General features: G+C 69.5%; 20 protein-coding genes and 1 tRNA gene. 17 read left to right on the top strand and 4 right to left on the bottom strand.

Annotated features, from left to right (window positions below):
* Positions 1–237: 237 nt before the first annotated feature.
* Together G5S38_RS06415 and G5S38_RS06420 are read left to right on the top strand one after the other, a co-directional pair.
* Complete coding sequence (locus tag G5S38_RS06415) at positions 238–396, top strand: DUF4177 domain-containing protein (protein WP_165066076.1); 159 nt, start codon at positions 238–240, stop codon at positions 394–396.
* Positions 396–857, top strand: a complete 462-nt coding sequence (locus tag G5S38_RS06420) for a RidA family protein (RefSeq protein WP_165066079.1) — start codon at positions 396–398, stop codon at positions 855–857. The genes G5S38_RS06415 and G5S38_RS06420 overlap by 1 nt, the downstream gene beginning before the upstream one ends.
* A gap of 152 nt (positions 858–1009) precedes the next feature.
* On the opposite strand, the gene acs is transcribed toward G5S38_RS06420, so the two are convergent.
* Positions 1010–2977 carry an acetate--CoA ligase gene (gene acs, locus G5S38_RS06425; protein WP_165066082.1) on the bottom strand — a complete coding sequence of 656 codons (1968 nt, stop codon included), beginning with the start codon at positions 2975–2977 and terminating at the stop codon, positions 1010–1012.
* 416 nt (positions 2978–3393) lie between these two features.
* Here acs and G5S38_RS06430 point away from each other — a divergent pair, with 416 nt between their 5' ends.
* From G5S38_RS06430 to G5S38_RS06485, 12 genes are all read left to right on the top strand, one after another.
* A complete protein-coding gene (locus G5S38_RS06430) occupies positions 3394–4662 on the top strand; it encodes a TadA family conjugal transfer-associated ATPase (protein ID WP_235928940.1) in 1269 nt (422 codons plus the stop codon).
* On the top strand, positions 4655–5584 hold the full coding sequence (locus tag G5S38_RS06435) for a type II secretion system F family protein (protein WP_165066088.1): 930 nt from the start codon (positions 4655–4657) through the stop codon (positions 5582–5584). The genes G5S38_RS06430 and G5S38_RS06435 overlap by 8 nt, the downstream gene beginning before the upstream one ends.
* 94 nt (positions 5585–5678) lie before the next feature.
* The gene (locus G5S38_RS06440) at positions 5679–5870 is read left to right on the top strand and encodes a DUF4244 domain-containing protein (protein WP_165066091.1); all 192 of its coding nucleotides are present in this window, start codon (positions 5679–5681) and stop codon (positions 5868–5870) included.
* Entirely contained in the window at positions 5812–6237 is a 426-nt protein-coding gene (locus tag G5S38_RS06445; protein ID WP_268921048.1) for a TadE family type IV pilus minor pilin, read from the top strand. Before G5S38_RS06440 ends, G5S38_RS06445 begins: the two co-directional genes overlap by 59 nt.
* Positions 6238–6332: 95 nt before the next feature.
* The gene (locus G5S38_RS06450; protein WP_165066097.1) at positions 6333–6782 is read left to right on the top strand and encodes an Rv3654c family TadE-like protein; all 450 of its coding nucleotides are present in this window, start codon (positions 6333–6335) and stop codon (positions 6780–6782) included.
* 144 nt (positions 6783–6926) lie between these two features.
* Positions 6927–9932: a type I DNA topoisomerase gene (gene topA, locus G5S38_RS06455; RefSeq protein WP_165066100.1), complete on the top strand. Its 3006-nt coding sequence runs from the start codon at positions 6927–6929 to the stop codon at positions 9930–9932.
* Position 9933: 1 nt separating this feature from the next.
* Complete coding sequence (gene tmk, locus G5S38_RS06460; RefSeq protein WP_165066103.1) at positions 9934–10551, top strand: dTMP kinase; 618 nt, start codon at positions 9934–9936, stop codon at positions 10549–10551.
* 63 nt (positions 10552–10614) lie between these two features.
* The gene (locus G5S38_RS06465) at positions 10615–11778 is read left to right on the top strand and encodes a DNA polymerase III subunit delta' (protein WP_165066106.1); all 1164 of its coding nucleotides are present in this window, start codon (positions 10615–10617) and stop codon (positions 11776–11778) included.
* On the top strand, positions 11775–13316 hold the full coding sequence (locus tag G5S38_RS06470; protein ID WP_165066110.1) for an alpha/beta hydrolase: 1542 nt from the start codon (positions 11775–11777) through the stop codon (positions 13314–13316). The genes G5S38_RS06465 and G5S38_RS06470 overlap by 4 nt, the downstream gene beginning before the upstream one ends.
* Before the next feature lie 105 nt (positions 13317–13421).
* The gene (locus G5S38_RS06475; RefSeq protein ID WP_165066113.1) at positions 13422–14060 is read left to right on the top strand and encodes a TetR/AcrR family transcriptional regulator; all 639 of its coding nucleotides are present in this window, start codon (positions 13422–13424) and stop codon (positions 14058–14060) included.
* Positions 14061–14106: 46 nt separating this feature from the next.
* Positions 14107–14179, top strand: a tRNA-Thr gene (locus G5S38_RS06480).
* A gap of 149 nt (positions 14180–14328) precedes the next feature.
* Positions 14329–15222, top strand: a complete 894-nt coding sequence (locus G5S38_RS06485) for a DUF808 domain-containing protein (protein ID WP_165066116.1) — start codon at positions 14329–14331, stop codon at positions 15220–15222.
* Between the two features lie 63 nt (positions 15223–15285).
* Here the strand turns inward: G5S38_RS06485 and G5S38_RS06490 are convergent, their stop codons facing one another.
* Together G5S38_RS06490 and G5S38_RS06495 are read right to left on the bottom strand one after the other, a co-directional pair.
* On the bottom strand, positions 15286–15555 hold the full coding sequence (locus tag G5S38_RS06490; RefSeq protein ID WP_165066119.1) for a TetR/AcrR family transcriptional regulator: 270 nt from the start codon (positions 15553–15555) through the stop codon (positions 15286–15288).
* Positions 15552–15881, bottom strand: a complete 330-nt coding sequence (locus G5S38_RS06495; protein ID WP_165066122.1) for a DUF7882 family protein — start codon at positions 15879–15881, stop codon at positions 15552–15554. The genes G5S38_RS06490 and G5S38_RS06495 overlap by 4 nt, the downstream gene beginning before the upstream one ends.
* A gap of 165 nt (positions 15882–16046) precedes the next feature.
* On the opposite strand from G5S38_RS06495, the gene G5S38_RS06500 reads away from it, so the two are divergent.
* The 3 genes from G5S38_RS06500 to G5S38_RS06510 all read left to right on the top strand — a co-directional run bounded on the left by G5S38_RS06500 (position 16047) and on the right by G5S38_RS06510 (position 19701).
* Positions 16047–16697: an NADPH-dependent F420 reductase gene (locus G5S38_RS06500; protein ID WP_165066124.1), complete on the top strand. Its 651-nt coding sequence runs from the start codon at positions 16047–16049 to the stop codon at positions 16695–16697.
* Between the two features lie 207 nt (positions 16698–16904).
* Entirely contained in the window at positions 16905–17927 is a 1023-nt protein-coding gene (locus tag G5S38_RS06505) for an aldo/keto reductase (RefSeq protein ID WP_201276609.1), read from the top strand.
* Between the two features lie 103 nt (positions 17928–18030).
* Positions 18031–19701: a thiamine pyrophosphate-binding protein gene (locus G5S38_RS06510; RefSeq protein ID WP_235928943.1), complete on the top strand. Its 1671-nt coding sequence runs from the start codon at positions 18031–18033 to the stop codon at positions 19699–19701.
* A gap of 19 nt (positions 19702–19720) precedes the next feature.
* On the opposite strand, the gene G5S38_RS06515 is transcribed toward G5S38_RS06510, so the two are convergent.
* Entirely contained in the window at positions 19721–20494 is a 774-nt protein-coding gene (locus G5S38_RS06515; RefSeq protein WP_165066130.1) for a cyclase family protein, read from the bottom strand.
* Between the last annotated feature and the right edge of the window lie 20 nt (positions 20495–20514).

A 20514-nucleotide genomic window follows, 5' to 3' on the forward strand; every position in this document is an offset into this window, starting at 1 on the left:
TTCTTTTTTTTTAGATGAACGGCCACCCGCGAAGACCTACACTGTCCTCTTCGAGAGCAGCGCAAGGTGGGTATAAGAGACGGGGAGTGATCATGGCGGTGATGAGAACGCCCGCCACGACGCTCGCGCCTACCAGGCCGGCGAGGGCCCCCAGCACGCCAACAGGCCTCGGAATTTGCTCAGACATAGACTCAGGGTAAGGGATAATGCCTTTTTCCAAACTGAACGGACACCTCCATGCCTCGCTGGGAATACCTCACCACCCCCCTCATGATCCATAACACCGCCGCGATCCTGAACAACTGGGGCTCCGAGGGATGGGAGCTCGTGCAGGTCGTCACCGGTCCGGAGGGCGGCCTCGTCGCCTACCTCAAGCGCCAGGTCGCGGGCTCCTGATGTCGCAGGTAGACGACAACCTCGCCCGGCTCGGGCTGGTCGTTCCGTCGGTGGTTCCCCCCGTCGCCGCCTACACCCCTGCGGTCGTCACGGGCAACCTGGTCTTCACCTCGGGGCAGCTGCCCTTCGTCGACGGCGCGCTGCCCGCGACCGGCAAGGTCGGCGCGGCAGTGACCGCCGACCAGGCGAAGGACCTGGCTGCGGTGTGCGCCATGAACGCGCTCGCCGCGGCGAAGACGGTGCTGGGTTCGCTCGACCGGGTGACGCGCGTCGTCAAGGTGGTCGGCTTCGTGGCATCCGACCCGACCTTCACCGGCCAGCCCGGGGTGATCAACGGGGCCTCCGAGCTGCTCGGCGAGGTCTTCGGCGATGCCGGGGTACACGCCCGCAGCGCGGTCGGAGTCGCAGTGCTGCCGCTGGACTCGCCGGTCGAGGTCGAAGTGATCCTCGAGTTCGCCTGAGTCTTCGGCTTCGGCTTCGGCCTCTGCTTCGGCCTCGGTTCCGCTTCGGCTTTGACCTCTGCTTCGGCTTCGGCCTGGCCGAACGCACTACGGGCCCGCCGTCACGCTCATCGTGACTGCGGGCCCGTCGGCGTTAACGGCCGAGGATGACGTCAGGCCTTCATCTTGTCGCTGATGATCTGCATCACCGAGGTGTCGGCGAGCGTCGTGGTGTCGCCGATGGCGCGACCCTCGGCCACGTCCTGCAGCAGGCGCCGCATGATCTTGCCCGAGCGCGTCTTCGGCAGCTCGTTCACGACGAAGATCTGGCGCGGCTTGGCGATGGCACCGATCTGCTGGCCGACGTGGGTCCGGAGCAGGGTGGATGCCTCGTCCGCCGTCTGCTTGCCTGCCTGCTTCGATCGCAGGATCACGAACGCGACCACGGCCTGCCCGGTGGTCTCGTCTGCGGCACCCACCACCGCCGCTTCGGCGACGATCGGGTGCGACACCAGGGCCGACTCGATTTCGGTGGTCGACAGTCGGTGGCCGGAGATGTTCATCACGTCGTCGACGCGGCCGAGCAGCCAGATGTCGCCGTCGGTGTCGACGTGCGCACCGTCGCCGGCGAAGTACTTCGACCCCTCGAGCGCGGCGAACTTCGACCAGTAGGTCTCCTTGAAGCGCTCGGGGTCGCCCCAGATGCCGCGCAGCATCGACGGCCACGGCTCGGAGACCACGAGCAGACCTCCGTTCGGCGGGTCGACGCGCGTGCCGTCTTCGCCGAGCACGTCGATCGAGATCCCGGGAATCGGGGTCTGCGCCGAACCCGGCTTGAGGGTCGTGACGCCGGGCAGGGCGGAGATCATGATGGCGCCGGTCTCGGTCTGCCACCAGGTGTCGACGATCGGGGTCTTGCCCGCGCCGATGATGTCGCGGTACCAGATCCACGCCTCGGGGTTGATCGGCTCTCCCACCGACCCGAGCAGCCGCAGGCTCGACAGGTCGGAGGCCTGCGGGATCTCACGCCCGAGCTTCATGAAGGTGCGGATGGCGGTGGGCGCGGCATACAGGATCGTGACGCCGTACTTCTCGATGATCTTCCACCAGCGTCCGGGCGCCGGGGAATCGGGAACGCCCTCGTACATCACCTGGGTTGCGCCGTTGGCGAGCGGGCCGTAGACGACATAGCTGTGGCCGGTCACCCAGCCGACGTCGGCAGTGCACCAGAACACGTCGGTCTCGGGCTTGAGGTCGAAGACGTTGCGGTGCGTGAACGACGCCTGCGTGAGGTATCCGCCGCTGGTGTGCAGGATGCCCTTGGGCTTGCCGGTGGTGCCGGAGGTGTAGAGGATGAACAGCGGCTGCTCGGCTTCGAAAGGCTGCGCCTCGTGCTCGGCGGATGCCCCATGCACGGTGTCGTGCCACCACACGTCTCGGGTGTCCGTCCACTCGATCTCGTTCTCGCCGCGCTTGACGACGAGCACGTTGGTGACGGTGTTCTTCGCCGACTTGGCGAGGGCGCTGTCGACCGTGGGCTTGAGGGGCAGCACGGCACCTTTGCGCCACCCACCGTCAGCGGTGATCACGAGCTTGGCTCCGGCGTCGTCGATGCGGTCGCGGAGGCTGTCGGCGCTGAAGCCGCCGAAGATGACGGAGTGCACGGCGCCGATGCGCGCGACCGCGAGCATGGCGACGGTGGCTTCGGGGATCATCGGCATGTAGATCGCGACCCGGTCGCCCGCCTCGATGCCCAGCGAGGTGAGCACGTTGGCGGCACGCTTGACCTCGTCGGTCAGCTGCGCGTAGGTGATGGTGCGGCTGTCGCCCGGTTCGCCCTCCCAGTGGATGGCCACCCGATCGCCGTTGCCGGCGATGACGTGCCGGTCGAGGCAGTTGTAGGCGACGTTCAGGGTGCCGTCGGCGAACCAGCGCGCGAACGGTGGATTGCTCCAGTCGAGGGTCTCCGTGAACGGGGTATCCCAGTGCAACTCCCTCGCCTGCTCGGCCCAGAACGCCAGCCGGTCCTCGGCCGCCCGCTCGTAGAGCGCGCCTGTCGCGACCGCGGACCCGGTGAATTCCTCGGGGGGCGGAAAGCGGCGTTCCTCGTGCAGAAGGCTGTCGATGGAGTTGCTAGGCATGGATGGATCCCCTTTGACCTCATGGATTCCGCATCGGCGCGGGCCCTCGCGCACCATCCTAAGGGCCGCTCGTATTCGGGGAGATCGTGCGGTTTACCGCAGCCCGCGGGCGGTGATTCGGGGCGATCCGGCCGGTGAGACCCTTTGCCTGAGGCCAGATCTGCACTACACTCAAAGCTGCCGAATTGAATTCGGTTAGTGATGCCATCAGGATTCCCCCCAATCCGGCGTCACTGTGGCGGCACCAGTTCCCCCCAACCGGTGCCGCCCCTCTCGTTAAGCCCGGGCCGTCGTAAGCAGCGTCGCTGCGACCGCCTGGGCCACGAATGCTCCTCCACCGCGCTGCCCCAGCTGCATTGACCACAGGCTCCGCCGCTCTACCGCGGGGCCGGTCGCCGGTCGCCGAGGGTGGGGGCATGACCAGTGCAGTGCTCCGGCCCGGGTGGGGCCAGCGACCGGGGGAGCGCTTCGTCGCGCGACGCGCGGATGCGGTGACCGGGGGTGCGGGCGGCGCGGGGTCGCCCGGTGGGGCGCAGCTGCCGGTGACCCCGTCCCGGCGCCTCGCGCGCGATGGGCGCGAGCTCGACGAGTTCGGCGTGCTGCGGCAGTTCGTCGCGGATCCCGCGGTGACGGATGTGTTCATCAACGGCCCTGGTGAGGTCTGGGTCGACCGCGGTGACGGGGCGGAGCGGCATCCACACCCCCTGCTCGACGAAGACGAGGTACGCGTGCTCGCCGTGCGGCTCATCGCGACCGGGGGGCGACACGTCGACGAGGCGACGCCGTGCATGGACGTGCGCCTGCACGACGGCATCAGGGTGCACGCCGTGCTGCCGCCGGTATCGACCTCCGGCACTCTGCTGTCGATCCGGCTGCCCCGGGTCACGACGATCACCGTCGACGGGCTCGAGGCCAGTGGCTTCTTCGCCGACGTGCCATCCGGTGCGGTGCGGCGCCTGCTCGACCGGCGCCGCAACATCCTGCTGACCGGCGCCGGGGGTAGCGGCAAGACCACGTTCCTCGGCGCCCTGCTCGCGCTCGCCCCGCCGACCGACCGCATCGTCGCGATCGAAGACGTCGCAGAACTGCGCGTCGACCACCCGCACTTTCTCTCGCTCGAAGCGCGGCAGGCGAACGTCGAGGGGGCGGGGGCGGTGAGCCTCGAACGCCTCGTGCGAGAAGCGCTGCGGATGCGGCCGGACCGCCTCGTACTCGGGGAATGCCGCGGGGCCGAGATTCGCGAGCTGCTCTCCGCGCTCAACACCGGGCACGACGGCGGCGCCGGCACCCTGCACGCGAACTCGCTCGCCGACGTTCCCGCGCGGATGGAGGCGCTCGGCGCGCTCGCAGGGCTCGGGCCGACCGCCGTCGCCCGCCAGACGGTCAGCGCCATCCACTCCGTGCTGCACCTCGAACGACGCCACGGCATCCGGCGACTCGCCCGGATGGGCCGCTTCGCCCTCGACGCGCACGACCGGCTGTGCATGGTCGAGGTGTCGATCCCGCCCGGTGCAGACGACCTTGCGGTGAGCGGGGGTGGGCCGGTGAGCGGGGGTGGGCCGGTGAGCGGGAACGCGAGCGCATCGGTGAGCAGGAGCGGGCCGGTGGGCAGAGGCGGGCCGTTGGGTAGAGGCGGGCCGGTGAGCAGGGGCGGCCCCGCGCCGGGCGCGGGCGGTCGTGCGTAAACCGACCGGGTCGCTCGATCCGGTCGCATCGGTCGTGCACAAGCTCGCCGTACTGCTCGCTGCCGGGGTGGCGCCCGCATCGAGTTGGCGGTACCTCGCGCAGCAGCCAGCGGGCGGGGCGACGGCGATGCTGGAGCGGGTCGCGAACGACGCCGCAACGGGCGCGCCGGTCGACGCGAGCATCGTCGCCGCGCTCGACACCGTCGCGCCGGCCGACGCCGGGGCCTGGAGGGGCCTCGCCGCGGCGTGGCGGGTCGCGACCGATGCCGGGGCGCCCCTCGCGCCCACACTGCGCGACTTCGCGGTCTCGCTGCGGGCGCTCGCGCAGATAGAGAGGGACCTCGAGACGGCGCTCGCCGCTCCCGTCGCCACCGCCCGCATGGTGATGGCGCTGCCCGCGGTCGGGTTGCTGTTCGGCATCGTGCTCGGGTTCGACGTGCTCGGAACGCTGTTCACCACCATCCCCGGCGCGGTGTGCCTCGGTCTCGGGTGCATGCTCATGCTCGCCGCCCGGTTGTGGAACCGGCGCATGGTGGACGCTGCCCGACCGACCCGCCTGACGCCGGGGCTCACGCTCGACCTGATGGCCATCGCCGTGTCGGGTGGCGCGGCGATCCCGCGTGCGGTCGACGCCGTTGAGCGCGCCCGCACCGCATGCGGCCTCCCGCCCGACGGGTCGGAGGCGGCCGTGGCGGAGGTGCTCGACCTGTCCCGCGCCGCCGGGGTGCCGGCCGCCGCGCTGCTGCGGAGCCAGGCCGACGAGGAGCGCCGGATCGCCCGCAGCGACGGCGACCGCCGCGCAGCCACCCTCGCGGTCAGCCTGATGCTGCCGCTCGGCCTGTGCGTGCTCCCCGCGTTCATGGTCGTCGGCGTCGCGCCGCTCCTCATCTCCGTCATCTCGTCCACAGTCGCCGACTTCTGAGCCTGGACACCGGTCTTCCCTCGACAGGCACGACGGACGCAGCCTCCCGGCACACTGGCCGCGAGCCGATCAACCCATGAACCGAAGGACGACGATGATCGAGAGAATGCTGGCACTGCGGGCGAGACTGCGGAACGACGACGAGGGCGCGGCGACCGCCGAATACGCGATCGCGACGATGGCGGCGGTGGGGTTCGCCGGGCTCCTGGTGGTGATCATGCGCAGCGATGAGGTGCGGGGCATCCTCACCGACCTGGTGCACCGTGCCCTCACTTTCGCCGGATAGCGCAACCGGCGACGGGTGCGGCGGGCGGTGCGGCGAGTTGCGGCGCCAGCGGGGCAGTGTGACGGCGGAATTCGCGGTGGTGGTTCCGACGGTCATCCTGCTGCTCGCGCTCTGCCTCGCCGCCGTGCAGCTCGCGGGCCGGCAGCTCGTGCTGCAGGACGCCGCTGCGATGGCGGCCAGGACGGCCGCGCGCGGCGAGGGCGCCGCCGCCGCGTCCGGCTTGCTCGCGACGGTCGCTCCCGGGGCGCGGCTGGCGGTGGAGAACCGCGGCGAGATGCTGTGCGTGCGGGTCACCGCGGCGGGAACCGGAATGTTCTCGGCGGTCACCCTCGCGGCGAGCAGTTGCGCCCTCGCCGGCGGCCTTTAACGCGCGCGGAAACAGGGGGCGCTCGTATTCTCTCGGCTCCGCCACGTCACCCCCACTGCACATTGCATACGCCTATATAGAAGGGAGCGCTCCCGGTGCCTGTTCAGGTCACTCGTCACCCCGCGATCCGGGTCGTCCGCCGCATGGCGGGGGAGGCCGCTCTCCGCCTGGCCACCGACGCGGGGGCGGGGTCGATCCTCGCGGTGGCGATCATCGCCGCAGTGCTCGTGGCGACGACCGCGGTGCTGCCCGTCACCGCCGTTCTGGTCGCGCACCGCCAGGCATCTTCAGCCGCAGATGCGTCGGCGCTCGCCGCGGCCGATGCGGCAGTCGGCATCCAACCGGGCGCACCATGCGTACTGGCCGACGCGGTGGCAGTGGAGAACGGTGCGACGGTCGACGGATGCCGCCTGGACGGGGTCGTCGCGACCGTCACGACGACGGTGGCGGTGGCCACATTCCGGCTCTCGGCGACGGCCACGGCGGGTCCGCCGGGAATGGCCGACGGCTCATCGGCGGGGCCGTCGTCCCCGACGGGTGATTAGGAACCCGGGACGGTTGGGTGTGTATGGTGTGCGTGTCAGGGGTTCATCCCTCATCCGTTGAGCGATGTCACGACCGCACAGCAGACGGTGACGCCGGGGAAGCTATTCCCGCGCCCACGACCCTCAGCAGAACCAAGGAGCAAGGTGCCAGGCACGAAAAAACTGGTAATCGTCGAGTCGCCAGCCAAGGCGAAGACGATTGCCCAGTATCTCGGAGACGACTACGAGGTGCAGGCCTCGGTTGGCCACATCCGAGACCTGGTCGAGCCCAAGAACCTCCCCGCCGAACTGAAGAAGGGGTCGCTGGGTAAGTTCTCGGTCGACGTCGACAACGGCTTCGAGCCCTACTACGTGGTCTCCGACCAGAAGCGCAAGACAGTCGCCGACCTCAAGCGGGCACTCAAGAACGCCGACGAGCTCTACCTCGCAACTGATGAGGACCGCGAGGGCGAAGCCATCGCGTGGCACCTGCTCGACGAACTCAAGCCCACCGTGCCGGTGCGCCGCATGGTGTTCCACGAGATCACCAAGGAGGCCATCGAGCACGCGAAGCAGAACACGCGCGACATCGACACCGCCCTGGTCGACGCGCAGGAGACGCGACGCATCCTCGACCGTCTCTACGGCTACGAGATCTCCCCGGTGCTCTGGCGCAAGGTCGGCCCCGGTCTTTCCGCGGGCCGGGTGCAGTCCGCCGCGACCAGGCTCGTCGTCGACCGCGAGCGCGAGCGACTCGCCTTCACCGCCGCCAGCTACTGGGACCTGCTCGCCCGCATCGCCCCGGCCGACGGCGGCACCGAGTTCGACTCCCGCCTCGCCAGGGTCGACGGTGCCCGCATTGCCCAGGGCAAGGACTTCGACGACCACGGAAAGCTCACCAGCAGCGCGACCGTGCTCGACGAGACCGCGGCCGAAGCGCTCAGCGCCGCGCTGCGCCGCGACGACGCGACCGTCACCGTGCTCTCGGTCGACTCGAAGCCCTACACCCGCCGCCCCGCCGCGCCGTTCACCACCTCGACGCTCCAGCAGGAGGCGGCCCGCAAGCTGCGCTTCACCGCTCGCCAGACCATGAGCGTCGCCCAGGGACTGTACGAGAACGGCTACATCACGTACATGCGAACCGACTCGCCCAACCTCTCGCAGCAGGCGATCTCCGCTGCCCGGTCACAGGCCGCGTCGCTCTACGGCGCCGACACCGTGCCGGAGAAGCCCCGCATGTACAGCGGAAAGAACAAGAGCGCCCAGGAGGCCCACGAGGCCATCCGTCCGGCCGGCGACACCTTCCGCACGCCTCCCGAGCTGCAGTCCACCCTGCGTGGCAACGACTGGAAGCTCTACGACTTGATCTGGAAGCGCACCGTCGCGTCGCAGATGGCCGACGCCAAGGGGTCGACCGCATCCGTGGTCGTCTCCGCCGCCGCCGCGACCTCGCTCGCCGAGTTTCCGGGGCAGGGCCCGACCGTCGCCGAGTTCACGGCGAGCGGCACCGTCATCACCTTCCGCGGCTTCCTGCAGGCATACGAAGAGAGCCGCGACGAAGAGCGCAACGCCGCCGCCGAGCCCAGCGAGGCCAAACTGCCCCCGCTCACGCCGGGCCAGCTGCTCTCCATCGCCGCCGTCGAGGCCAAGGGCCACGAGACCAGCGCTCCGCCGCGCTACACCGAGGCCAGCCTGGTCAAGACCCTCGAAGAGCTGGGTATCGGCAGGCCGTCGACCTACGCGTCGATCATCTCCACGATCATCGACCGCGGGTACGTCACCCCCCGTGGCCAGTCGCTCGTGCCCAACTGGATCGCGTTCTCGGTCGTGCGCCTGCTCGAGCAGTTCTTCGGCGATCTCGTGCAGTACGACTTCACCGCCGACATGGAGAACGACCTCGACCGCATCGCGGGCGGCTCGCAGGACCGCGTCGACTGGCTCAAGGACTTCTACTTCGGCAGCGACAAGCACCGTGGCCTGCGCAACGTCATCGACAACCTCGGCGACATCGACGCGAAGAGCATCAACTCGATCGCCATCACGGCCGACATCACCCTGCGCATCGGCAAGTACGGCCCGTACCTCGAGGTCGAACCGGATGCCGCGGCACCCGTCGAGGGCGCCGACCCGGTCACCCCGCGCCGCGTCAACCTGCCCCAGGACCTCGCGCCTGACGAGCTGACCGCCGCGAAGGCGCAGGAGCTCGTCGACGCCCCCGTGGTCTCCGACCGGGTGATCGGCATCAACCCCGACAACGGTAAGCGCATCGTCGCCAAGGACGGCCGCTTCGGCCCGTACGTCACGGAGCTCGAGCCCGACCCCGAGCCCGAGCCGGAGGCGCCCGCAACTGCCGAGACCGTCGACCCCGCCACCGGCGAGGTCACCCCGGCCCCGAAGAAGAAGGCCCCGGCCAAGAAGCCCGCGGCGGTCAAGCCGCGCACCGCATCGATCTTCAAGTCGATGGACCTCGCCACCGTCGACCTTCCGACCGCCCTTCGGCTGCTGGCGTTGCCGCGGGTGGTCGGCCAGGACCCGGAGACCAGCGACGACATCACCGCCCAGAACGGCAAGTTCGGCGCCTACCTGAAGAAGGGCACCGACACCCGGTCGCTCACGTCGGAAGACCAGATCTTCGACATCGACCTTCCCGGCGCACTCGAGCTGTTCGCACAGCCGAAGTACGGCGGGCGTGCGGCCTCCAGTGCGCTGAAGGAATTCGACGCCGACCCGGAGAGCGGCAAGCCGATCAAGATCAAGGACGGCCGCTTCGGCGCCTACGTGACCGATGGCACCACCAACGCGACCATTCCGCGCGGGGAGACCATCGAGGAGATCGACTTCGAGCGCGCCGTACAGATGCTCGCCGACAAGCGCGCCAAGGGGCCGGCCAAGCCGCGTGCCGCGACGGCCAAGAAGCCGGCAGCGAAGAAGCCGGCGGCCAAGAAGCCGGCAGCGGCGAAGACTGCCGCGGCGAAGACCCCGGCCGCGAAGAAGCCGGCAGCGGCGAAGCCCGCCGCAGCCAAGAAGCCCGCCGTAGCACAGACGACCGCCGCGAAGCCGACCACCGCACGCAAGCCCGCCGGTACCACTGCGCGGGGGGCCGCCGCGAAGAATCCCGCGACGACGACGGCGGCCAGCACCACGGCCTCCAGCACCACGGTCTCCGAGTAGCGTGGCCGGGCTCTTCATCACACTGGAGGGCGGCGACGGGTCGGGAAAGTCGACCCAGTCCGCCCTCCTCGCGCAGTGGCTGGTCTCGGAGGGGCATACGGTCGTGCATTCCCGCGAACCGGGCGGCACCGACCTCGGCCTCGAGCTGCGCGAGATCATCCTGCACAGCCGCGGTCACATCGTTCCCCGTGCCGAGGCGCTGCTGTATGCCGCCGATCGCGCACACAATGTGGCGACGGTGGTGCGCCCGGCGATGGATCGCGGTGAGATCGTCATCCAGGATCGCTACCTCGATTCATCCGTCGCCTACCAGGGAGCGGGCAGGGTGCTCGACGGTTCCGAGGTGCGTGACCTGTCGCTCTGGGCCGCCGAGGGGCTGCTGCCCGACCTCACCGTGCTGCTCGACCTCGGCGTGGCGGAGAGCCGCGCCAGGCTCGACGCCGACGAGAAGGTATTCGACCGCCTCGAATCCGAGAAGGCGGAGTTCCACGACCGCGTGCGCACCTCGTTCCTCGCACTCGCGGCGGCGGAGCCCGACCGGTTCCTCGTGCTCGATGCCGCCCGTGCCATCGATGAGCTGGCAGAGGCGATCAGGGTGCGGGTGGCAACGCTGCTGTGACCGTCGTCGTACCGCCCCTGAACACCCCAGGGGGATGTCCGTGCCCCCGGTTAGGCTTGCGCCATGTCCGTATGGGATGACTTGACCGGGCAGGCCGATGCCATCGCCACCTTTCGGGCGGCCGCCGAGGAGTCCCTGGCCGGCGACGCTAGCCGGTCGATGACGCACTCGTGGCTCATCACCGGGCCGCCGGGGTCGGGGCGTTCCAACCTCGCGTACGCGTTTGCGGCGGCGCTGCTCAGCAACGGCAATCCCGACGGGGATACCGCGACCATCCGCCAGGTCGATGCACGCACCCACCCCGACCTCGGCGTGCTCAGCACCGAGAGGGTGATCATCACCATTGACGAGGTGCGCACCCTCGTCAAGAACTCGAACTATTCGCCATCGGCCGCGCGCTACCGCGTGATGATCATCGAGGATGCCGATCGCATGCGGGAGGCGGCATCCAATGTGCTCCTCAAGGCGCTCGAGGAGCCACCGCCGCGCACCGTCTGGATCCTGTGCGCCCCGAGCGAGGCCGACCTGCTGCCCACCATCCGGTCCAGGGTGCGCACCGTGCGACTGCGGGTGCCCGCGGTCGCCGACGTCGCCGACCTCATCGCGCGACGCGACGGCATCGACCTCGCCGCAGCCACCAGGGCCGCCCGCGAGGCCCAGAGCCACATCGGCATGGCGCATCGCCTCGCCACGAACGAGAACGCCCGGCAACGCCGCGAGCAGACCCTGCAGACCGCGCTGCGCATACGATCGGTGTCTGACGCGGTCGTCGCGGCCGCGACCCTGCTCGAGGTGGCAGGGCAGGACGCCAAGGCCATCACCGCCGAGCGCGACGCCGAGGAACGCGAGAACGCGCTGCGGTCGCTCGGGGTCGCGCCGGGTGCCACGGTGCCGCCCGCCCTCCGGTCGCAGCTGAAGGCCCTCGAAGAAGACCAGAAGAGGCGCGCGACCCGCAGCCTCCGCGACGGCATCGACCGCATCATGGTCGACCTGCTCTCTCTCTACCGCGACATCCTGCTGCTGCAGCTCGGCGTGGGCGGCGAGCTCGTCAACGCGAGCATCATGCCCGACCTCCGGCGGGCGAGCGCCGCTGCCACCCCGGAGCAGACCCTCGCCACCCTCGACGCGATCGCCGAGGCACGGCGCCGCATCGAGGGCAATATCGCCCCCGCGCTCGCGCTCGAGGCGATGCTGATCACTGCAACCCGACGAACGGCCCAGCAATGACCCGCCCCGCACGCACCCGCGCCGCCACCGTCGTCGCGGCGGTGCTTGCCGCCACCCTGATGCTCACCGGGTGCGTGTCACAGTTCCTACCCACCCAGCCGAATGCGACCTCGACCCCCACCGGCGAAGAAGTCGCGGCAGAGATCGAGCCGTTCTACTCGCAGGTGCTCACCTGGCGTGCGTGCGAGGGCGAGTTCCAGTGCGCCACGGCCGAGGCCCCCCTCGACTGGAACGACCCGCAACGCGACTCGATCGACCTCGCCCTCATCCGGTCCTCCGCCGACGGCACGGCCATGGGGTCTCTGCTGATCAACCCGGGCGGGCCGGGCGGCTCCGGCTACGACTTCGTGCGCGACAGCCTCGACTACGCGGTGTCCGACCGGCTGCAGGGCAGCTACGACACCGTCGGCTTCGACCCCCGCGGCGTCAACCGGTCATCGGCCGTCTCCTGCTACGACGACCCGAGCGAGCTCGACGGGTTTCTGTTCGACATCGCCGAGAACCCGGTGGGAACCCCGGAGTACATCGGCGAACTGGAGCAGTCGTCTGCCGCGTTCGGCCAGGCGTGCCTCGAGCACACCGGAGACCTGCTCGGGTTCGTCGACACCGTCAGCGCGGCGAAGGACCTCGACATGCTGCGGGCCATCCTCGGCGATGAGAAGCTCAACTACCTCGGCTACTCGTACGGCACCCTGCTCGGCGCCACCTACGCCGACCTGTTTCCCGACAAGACCGGCAAGCTCGTGCTCGATGGCGCGATCGACCCCTCCACCTCTGACTTCGACGTCACGGCCACGCAGGCCCAGGGCTTCGAGAGTGCGCTGCGGGCCTACCTCGAGGATTGCGTCGGAACGACCGACTGCCCATTCCGCGGCAGCGTCGACCAGGCGGCCCTACAGGTCAAGGCAGTGCTCGACAGCCTCGCCGGGAGCCCGCTGCGCGCGACCGACGGTCGGCAACTCGGCAGCAGCAACATGTTCACCGCGATCATCCTGCCGCTCTACAGCGTCGACAACTGGCCGTACCTGAGCGAGCTGTTCGCGAGCGTCATGTCGGGAGATGCCGACTACGCCTTCCTGCTCGCCGACAGCTACTACTCGCGCGATGAAGACGGCACGTACGCCGACAACTCGACCGAGGCGTTCATCGCCATCAACTGCCTCGACTACGCGGTGACGAGCACGACGGAGACCCTCGAGGCAGAAGCCGCCGAACTCGCCCGGCTCGCACCGGTGTTCGGGCCGTCGATGTCGTACGGCGGAACGGCCTGCGCGTCGTGGCCGTTCGAGTCCACCCGGGAACGCGTCGCCATCGCCGCAGAGGGTTCGGCACCCATCGTCGTCATCGGCACCACGAACGACCCGGCGACGCCGTACGTCTGGGCCGAGAACCTGGCCGGCCAGCTTGAAAACGGGCTGCTCGTCACCTACGAGGGGGAGGGGCACACCGCCTACAACAAGTCCAACGACTGCATCAACGACGCGGTCGACGACTTCTTCATCTCCGACACGCCCCCGGCCGACCAGACCGTCTGCTGACCCCGCGACCGCCCAGCTGCGCGCGGCGACCGGCAACGGTGCCGGCGCGCCAGGGGCGTGACCCGCAGTTTGTGTCGCCCCGTGCGAACTGCGACACTCGGGGGCATGACCGCCGAACCCCAGGGCCTCCGCGAGCGCAAGCGCCTCGCGACCCGCCGCGCGATCCAGCTCGCGGTGCTCAGCCTCGTTCTCGAGCGGGGTTTCGACTCGGTCACCATCGATGACATCAGCGCCAGGGCGGATGTTGCCCCGCGCACCTTTTTCAACTACTTCGCGTCGAAGGAAGCCGCCATCGTCGGCGATCCGCTCACCATCCCGGCCGGCGTGCACCTGGAGACCTTCGTGGTCGCGGGCCCGCATTCCGACCTGTTCCACGACCTGGCGGTGCTCATCGGCAATGCCGTCGAATCGGTTCCCGCGGAGGTCGACCTCATGCAGCTGCGACGACGCGTGCTGAAATCGCACCCCCACCTGCTCGCCATGCGTCTCGCCACCATGCGCTCCTTCGAGACGGAGCTCACGACCGTCGTCGCGCGACGCCTCGCCGCGGACGACCCGACCTGGGCCGCCGATTCCGACGCCCTGCAGGACCGCGCCGAACTGGTCACCCTGATGGCGGTCGGTGCCATGCGCCACGCGTGGGCGCGATGGGCCGACACCGACGGGGAGATCCCCCTCACCGACGGGCTGGTCTCGAGTTTCACCCACGTGACCGAGATCGTCGCGCGGGCACCCGCAGAATGATCGGCTAGGCTGTTGAGCTGTGTCGCCGGAGAAATCCGGCGTGCACGCCGCCTTAGCTCAGTCGGTAGAGCATCTCACTCGTAATGAGAAGGTCGTCAGTTCGATTCTGACAGGCGGCTCCGTTCGTAACGCTGGACAGCAGCATCCATCACCGGAGCTTGTCCTGGTGTCGCGCACCGCGAGCCATCGCCGTGCCACCGGCGCAGGTTACCCTTGGGCTTGCTGCCAGCTCCCCGCGGCGCACACCCATTGCATCTAAGGAGAACCCATGTCGGTCGGCCTGCTCGCGGTTGTCGATGACATCCTCACCGCCGCCCTCAAGGCGAGCGCGAAGACCGCCGGGGTCGTCATCGACGACGCGGCCGTGACTCCCCAGTACGTGCAGGGGCTGACCCCGGCGCGCGAGCTCCCCGTGGTCTGGCGCATCGCCCGGGGCAGCCTGATCAACAAGTTCGTCGTGATCATCCCCCTCGCGCTCCTGCTCTCGGCGTTCGCGCCGTGGGTTCTGCCGTACCTGCTGATCCTCGGCGGTTCGTACCTGTGCTTCGAGGGCGCCGAGAAGGTCCTGGAGTGGTTCGGCGTGCACCACGCCGCGAAGGACACCGACGTGCGGGATGAGAAGAAGCTGGTGTCCGGCGCCGTGCGCACCGACCTGATCCTGTCGAGCGAGATCATGCTCATCTCGCTCGCGAGCCTCGACGCCGATCTCGGTATCTGGATGACCCTCGCTGCCCTCGTGGTGATCGGCCTCGGCATGACGGCCCTCGTCTACGGGGCCGTCGCACTCCTGGTCAAGATCGACGACATCGGCCTTCGCCTCATGAAGAGCGAGGCGCGCGGGGTGCGCCGCGTCGGTGCGCGCGTCGTCCACTCCATGCCGTTCGTGTTTAAGGCGATCAGCATCATCGGAACGGTCGCCATGCTGTGGGTCGGCGGGCACCTGGTGACCGTCAACCTCGCCGAGACCTTCTGGCATGCCCCCTACGACCTGCTGCACGTGGTGACGGACGCCGTCGAGGCGGCCGGACCGGTCGTGGTGTGGATCGCCGACACAGCGGTGTCTGCCGTATTCGGTGTCGTGCTCGGCATGATCATCGCCGGTGTCGTGATGGCGATCACCCGCGTCGTGAAGCGCCGCGAACCGGCCAACGCCGGTCACTGAGTCGGCATCACTGAAACGGCGTCATCGAGGCGGCGTCACTGACGCGGCCTCGCTCGTCTGGCGTCACTCCACCGGATCGGCGGCGAGGAAGGTGCTTCCCCGGTCTGGCCAGACGTGATCGAGAAGCGCCAGACGGTCGGGAAAGTACCGGTAGATGGTGCCGATCGACACGCCGGCCAGTTTGGCGACCTGCCCGGTGGTCAGCCGGTCCCGACCCCATTCCGGGTCGGCCAGGATGTCGCGCACGGCCGCTTCGATCGTGGCCACGGTTCGCCCCGCCCGTTTCTGGCGCGGGGCGTTTCGTAGGACGGGGTTCTCGATCTGCGTGGTCATGTGACGACCGCGTGCTCTCGCGCGACGTCGGCCTGGGTCGCCTCGGGCAGGATCTGCAGCCCCGACGTGCGATGCGTGGTCGCCATCAGCTCTTCGACCCACTGCCGGTTGATGCTCGGCATGGCGCTGTGCGTGAAGTCGAACGAGACCGGAACGTGCCGGTCGATCCACACCGTGGTGCGGCCGCCCACCTCGTCGGGCTTCGACCAGCTGAACATGAACGATTCGTCTCGCCTGAGCTTCGCCGTGATGACGATCTGGAGGTGGAGGAGGAGCCTGTCCTCGAAATCCACGATCACGCTGCTGTCGTAGGTAAAAGTACCCATGTCGTCTCCCGGAGAATTTCGGCTGCGCATTCTCGAAACGGGGACTTGGTCACTCGCCGGCGGCGATCGAATAGTCAGCTGGTAGCAGGATACTCACCTTTGCCAAGATTCCCCCAGTCTCATCGATGCGGTATCGATTCACCGACGCCGCCTGTTGGCACCCGCATGACAACTATCGGAATCATCGGAGCAGGACACATCGGCAGCCAGATCGCGCGCACGGCGATCGAGACCGGCCACGATGTCGTGATCAGCAACTCCCGGGGACCGGAGACCCTGGCCGACCTCATCGCCGAACTGGGCGAGCACGCGACCGCCGCGACAGCCGAGCAAGCGGGCGCGGCAGGCGACATCGTCGTCGTGACGGTTCCGCTCAAGAACTACCGCGAGGTTCCGGTCGCGCCCCTCGCCGGCAAGATCGTCATCGACACCAACAACTACTACCCAGAGCGTGACGGCCAGATCGCCGAGCTCGACTCCGAGTCGGCCACCGTCTCGGGCCTCCTCCAGGCGCACCTGCCGCAGAGCACCGTCGTGAAGGCGTTCAACCACATCTACTTCGGCGCAATCACCGACGACGCGCTGCCAGAGGGCACCACCAACCGTCGCGCCCTCGCGATCGCCGGGGACGACGACAACGCCAAGGCACTCGTCGCGGCGCTGCAGAACCAGTTCGGGTTCGACACGGTCGACGCCGGCACCCTCGACGAGAGCTGGCGCTTCGAGCGCGACCAGCCCGCCTACGTCGTGCGACAGAACGCCGTCGAACTGCGCGCCAACCTCGCGCTCGCCGAGCGCAACAAGAACAGCCAGTAACCGGGCTGTTCCTCCGGCGGGGCGCTGCAGCACGCGGTCGCCCCGCCGCGGCAGGTCCCGGCGGCAGTTCCGGGCCCAGTTCGAGAATAAACTCAGGTAGATGACACCCGCGGGGCGCACCAGCAGGAGCGCTCGCACGGACTCCAGCTCCCCGCAGCTGCAGCTGCAGCCGCAGCCGCCCAGTACACGCCCAGCACCAGCACCTCAGTGACGAGACGAACGGACCCCACCATGAAGACCGACCTGCCCGTAGTGACATTCGGCCGCACGGATCTCGAGATCACCCGCGTGGGCTTCGGCGCCTGGGCCATCGGCGGCGCCCGCCGCGGCGAATGGGCGAACGGCTGGGGTGCGCAAGACGACGACGAGTCGCTCGCCGCCATCCGCCACGGTATCGAGCGCGGGGTCAACTGGATCGACACCGCCGCGATCTACGGCCTCGGCCACTCCGAGGAGGTCGTCGGCCGTGCCATCCGCGATTTCGCGGTGGAAGACCGTCCCTACGTGTTCACCAAGGGTGGCGTGGTCTGGGACGACGACGACCACTCCACGCCGTCACGCAAGATGGCGAACCCCGAATCCCTGAAGCGTGAGGTCGACGACTCCCTTCGTCGCCTCGGCGTCGAGCAGATCGACCTGTACCAGGTGCACTGGCCGACCGAAGACGGAACGCCCATCAACGACTACTGGCAGGCCATGCTCGACATCAAGGCGTCGGGCAAGGTGCGCGCCGTCGGCCTGTCGAACCACACGGTGATCCAGCTCGAGATCGCCGAGGGGCTCGGCCACGTCGACTCGCTGCAGCCCAAGTTCTCTGCCATCGCCCCGCAGAGCGCGTCCGACGTGCTGCCATGGTGCGCAGCCCACGAGACCGCATCGATCGTCTACAGCCCGATGGGGTCAGGCCTGCTCAGCGGCGCGTTCACCGCCGAGCGCGTCGCCGGCCTCGACGATGGCGACTGGCGCCGCAGCAATGACGAGTTCACCATCCGGCTCGACCAGAACCTCGCCATCGGCGCGGCCCTCGGCCGGGTCGCGGAACGCCACGACGTCTCGCAGGCGGCAGCCGCCGTTGCGTGGACGCTCGGCTTTCGCGGCGTCACGGGCGCGATCGTCGGCGCCCGTCGACCCGACCAGATCGACGGCTGGCTCGCCGCGGCATCCCTCGAGCTCACCGACGAGGACTACGCCGAGGTTCGGGCGGCCGGGGTCGCCGCCAGCCCCGAGTGAGCGCGGAGTGAGCGACGCGGAGAGCGGGCCCGGCGCGGCCGGTGCACCAAGCGCGAAAGATGCACCCGAAGCAGCTGGTGCGCCCGGCACGACCGTCGCCGAGCTGGTCGGCCGCACCCTCGCCGGCCTGGGCATCGGCCACGTGTTCACCGTGGTGGGCAGCGGCAACTTCGCGGTGACGAACGCGCTCGCGGCATCCGGGGTTCCCGTCGTCACGACCCGCCACGAGGGGGGAGCGGCGACCATGGCCGACGCGTTCTCCCGCATGGGCGCACTACCCGCGATCGCCAGTACCCACCAGGGCTGCGGGCTCACCAACGCCGTCACCGGTATCGCCGAGGCCGCGAAGAGCCGCACGCCGATGATCGTACTGACCGCCGACGTCGCCGCATCGGCCGTGCGCTCCAACTTTCGCATCGACCAGGACGCCCTCGTCGTGAGCGTCGGGGCGGTCGCCGAGCGGGTGCACTCCGCGCAGTCCGCGGTGGCCGACACCGTGCGCGCCTACCGCACCGCCGTCGACGATCGTCGCACCGTCGTGCTCAACCTGCCGCTCGACGTGCAGGCGATGGAGGCCCCCGCTGGGGCGATGGATGCCGCCGCGGGCGCACCCCAGCACACACCGATCCCGGCGATCCGACCCGCTGCCGCCTCGGTCACGCAGCTGGCGGCGGCGATCCGCGCCGCCGAGCGACCGGTATTCGTCGCGGGCCGCGGTGCCAGGCACGCCGGCCACGAACTGCGGGCGCTCGCGGAGGCATCCGGCGCCCTCGTCGCGACCTCCGCCGTCGCCAACGGCCTGTTCGTCGGCGACGAGTTCGCGCTGGGCATCTCGGGCGGGTTCTCCTCGCCGCTCGCCGCGGAGCTCATCCGGAGCGCCGACCTCATCGTCGGCTGGGGCTGCGCGCTGAACATGTGGACCATGCGCCACGGCAACCTGATCGGGGTGGATGCCACGGTCGCCCAGGTCGACGTCGAAGCCGCCGGCATCGGCGCCAACCGTCCGGTGCACCTCGGCATCGTCGGCGACAGCGCGGTCACCGCGGTCGACGTGCTCGCCGCGCTGGACGCCGAGCCGCGCATCGGCAGCGGCTATCGCACCTCACAGGTGCGGGATCGCATCGGCCGCGGCATCCACTGGACCGACGTCGCCATCGAGACGCTCCCCAACGGCGACCTGCCCGCCGGCTCGCTGTCGACCGCCGACCGCATCGACCCGCGCGAGCTGACCGCCGCGCTCGACGCCATGCTGCCAGCCGAACGCATTGTCTCGATCGACTCCGGCAACTTCATGGGCTACCCCAGCGCCTACCTGCGCGTGCCGGACGAATTCGGTTTCTGCTTCACGCAGGCGTTCCAGTCGGTGGGGCTCGGGCTTGCGACGAGCATCGGTGCGGCCATCGCGCAGCCCGACCGACTCCCCGTGCTCGGCACCGGCGACGGCGGCTTCTTCATGGCGATCGCCGAGCTCGAGACGGCCGTGCGGCTGCGCATCCCGCTCGTCGTGATCGTCTACAACGACAGCGCGTACGGCGCCGAGGTGCACCACTTCGGCGAGGGAGAGGACCTGTCACTCGTGCGTTTTCCCGAGACGGATGCCGCCGCCATCGCCACCGGCTACGGTGCCACGGGCATCACCGTGCGCACGATCGACGACCTCGAGCCCGTGCGGGCATGGCTCGCGTCCGGCCCCACCGCACCGCTCGTCATCGACGCGAAGATCGCGTCCGACGGCGGCGCGTGGTGGCTGGCGGAGGCGTTCAGGGGGCACTGAGGCTCCGCTGCCCCGCCGCCTACTTCTCGACCAGCGCCAGCACCCGCGCCGGGCTGCCGGTGCCGCCGACGATCGGCAGCGGGCTCACCACGATCGTCGCGCCGACCGGCGGCAGGGCGCCGAGGTTGCGGAGCGAGGTGAGTCCGTACTTGTCGTTGCCGAGCAGAAAGTAGTGCGCGGGAAACGCCGGGTCCATGCCGCCCGCCGAACCCGCGTCGATGCCCACGGTCTCGACGCCGAGTCCCGCGATCGGTGTCTGCTCGGCGAGCCACTGGGCGCACGCCGCCGAGACGCCCGGAGTGTGCGGGCCGGTCGCGTCGGCATTGAGGAACGTCTCCTCGGACCCCGCACGCGTCTCCCAGCCGGTGCGCATCAGCAGCCAGGTTCCCGCGGCGAGCGGGCCATGCTCACGCTTCCACGCCTCGACGTGCTCGACCTCGAGGAGAAAGTCGGGGTCGGCCGCACTCTCGGCGCTGACATCGATGACCGACGCCGGCCCGACGAGCCGCGCCACGGGAATGCTCGCCACGTCGTGCCCGTCGCGTCCGCTGATCCAGTGCACCGGGGCATCCACGTGGGTGCCGATGTGCTCGCCGGTGTGGATGTTGTGGTGCTTCCAGTACGGGCCTGGCTCGTCGTAGGCGCTGACCTGCTCGAGGCTGAAGTCGATGAGGTTCGAGAACGGCGGCGGCAGGCGCAGCGCAGGGGTCGAACTGCTGAGCGGCGTCGTGAGGTCGATGACCTCGATGCTGCCGTCGACGAGCGCGGCGGTGAGGTCGGTGAGCACGGTCATGGGGTCTCCTCGGGTCTCTG

This window comes from Marisediminicola senii (assembly GCF_011057645.1).
GTDB lineage: Bacteria > Actinomycetota > Actinomycetes > Actinomycetales > Microbacteriaceae > Marisediminicola > Marisediminicola senii.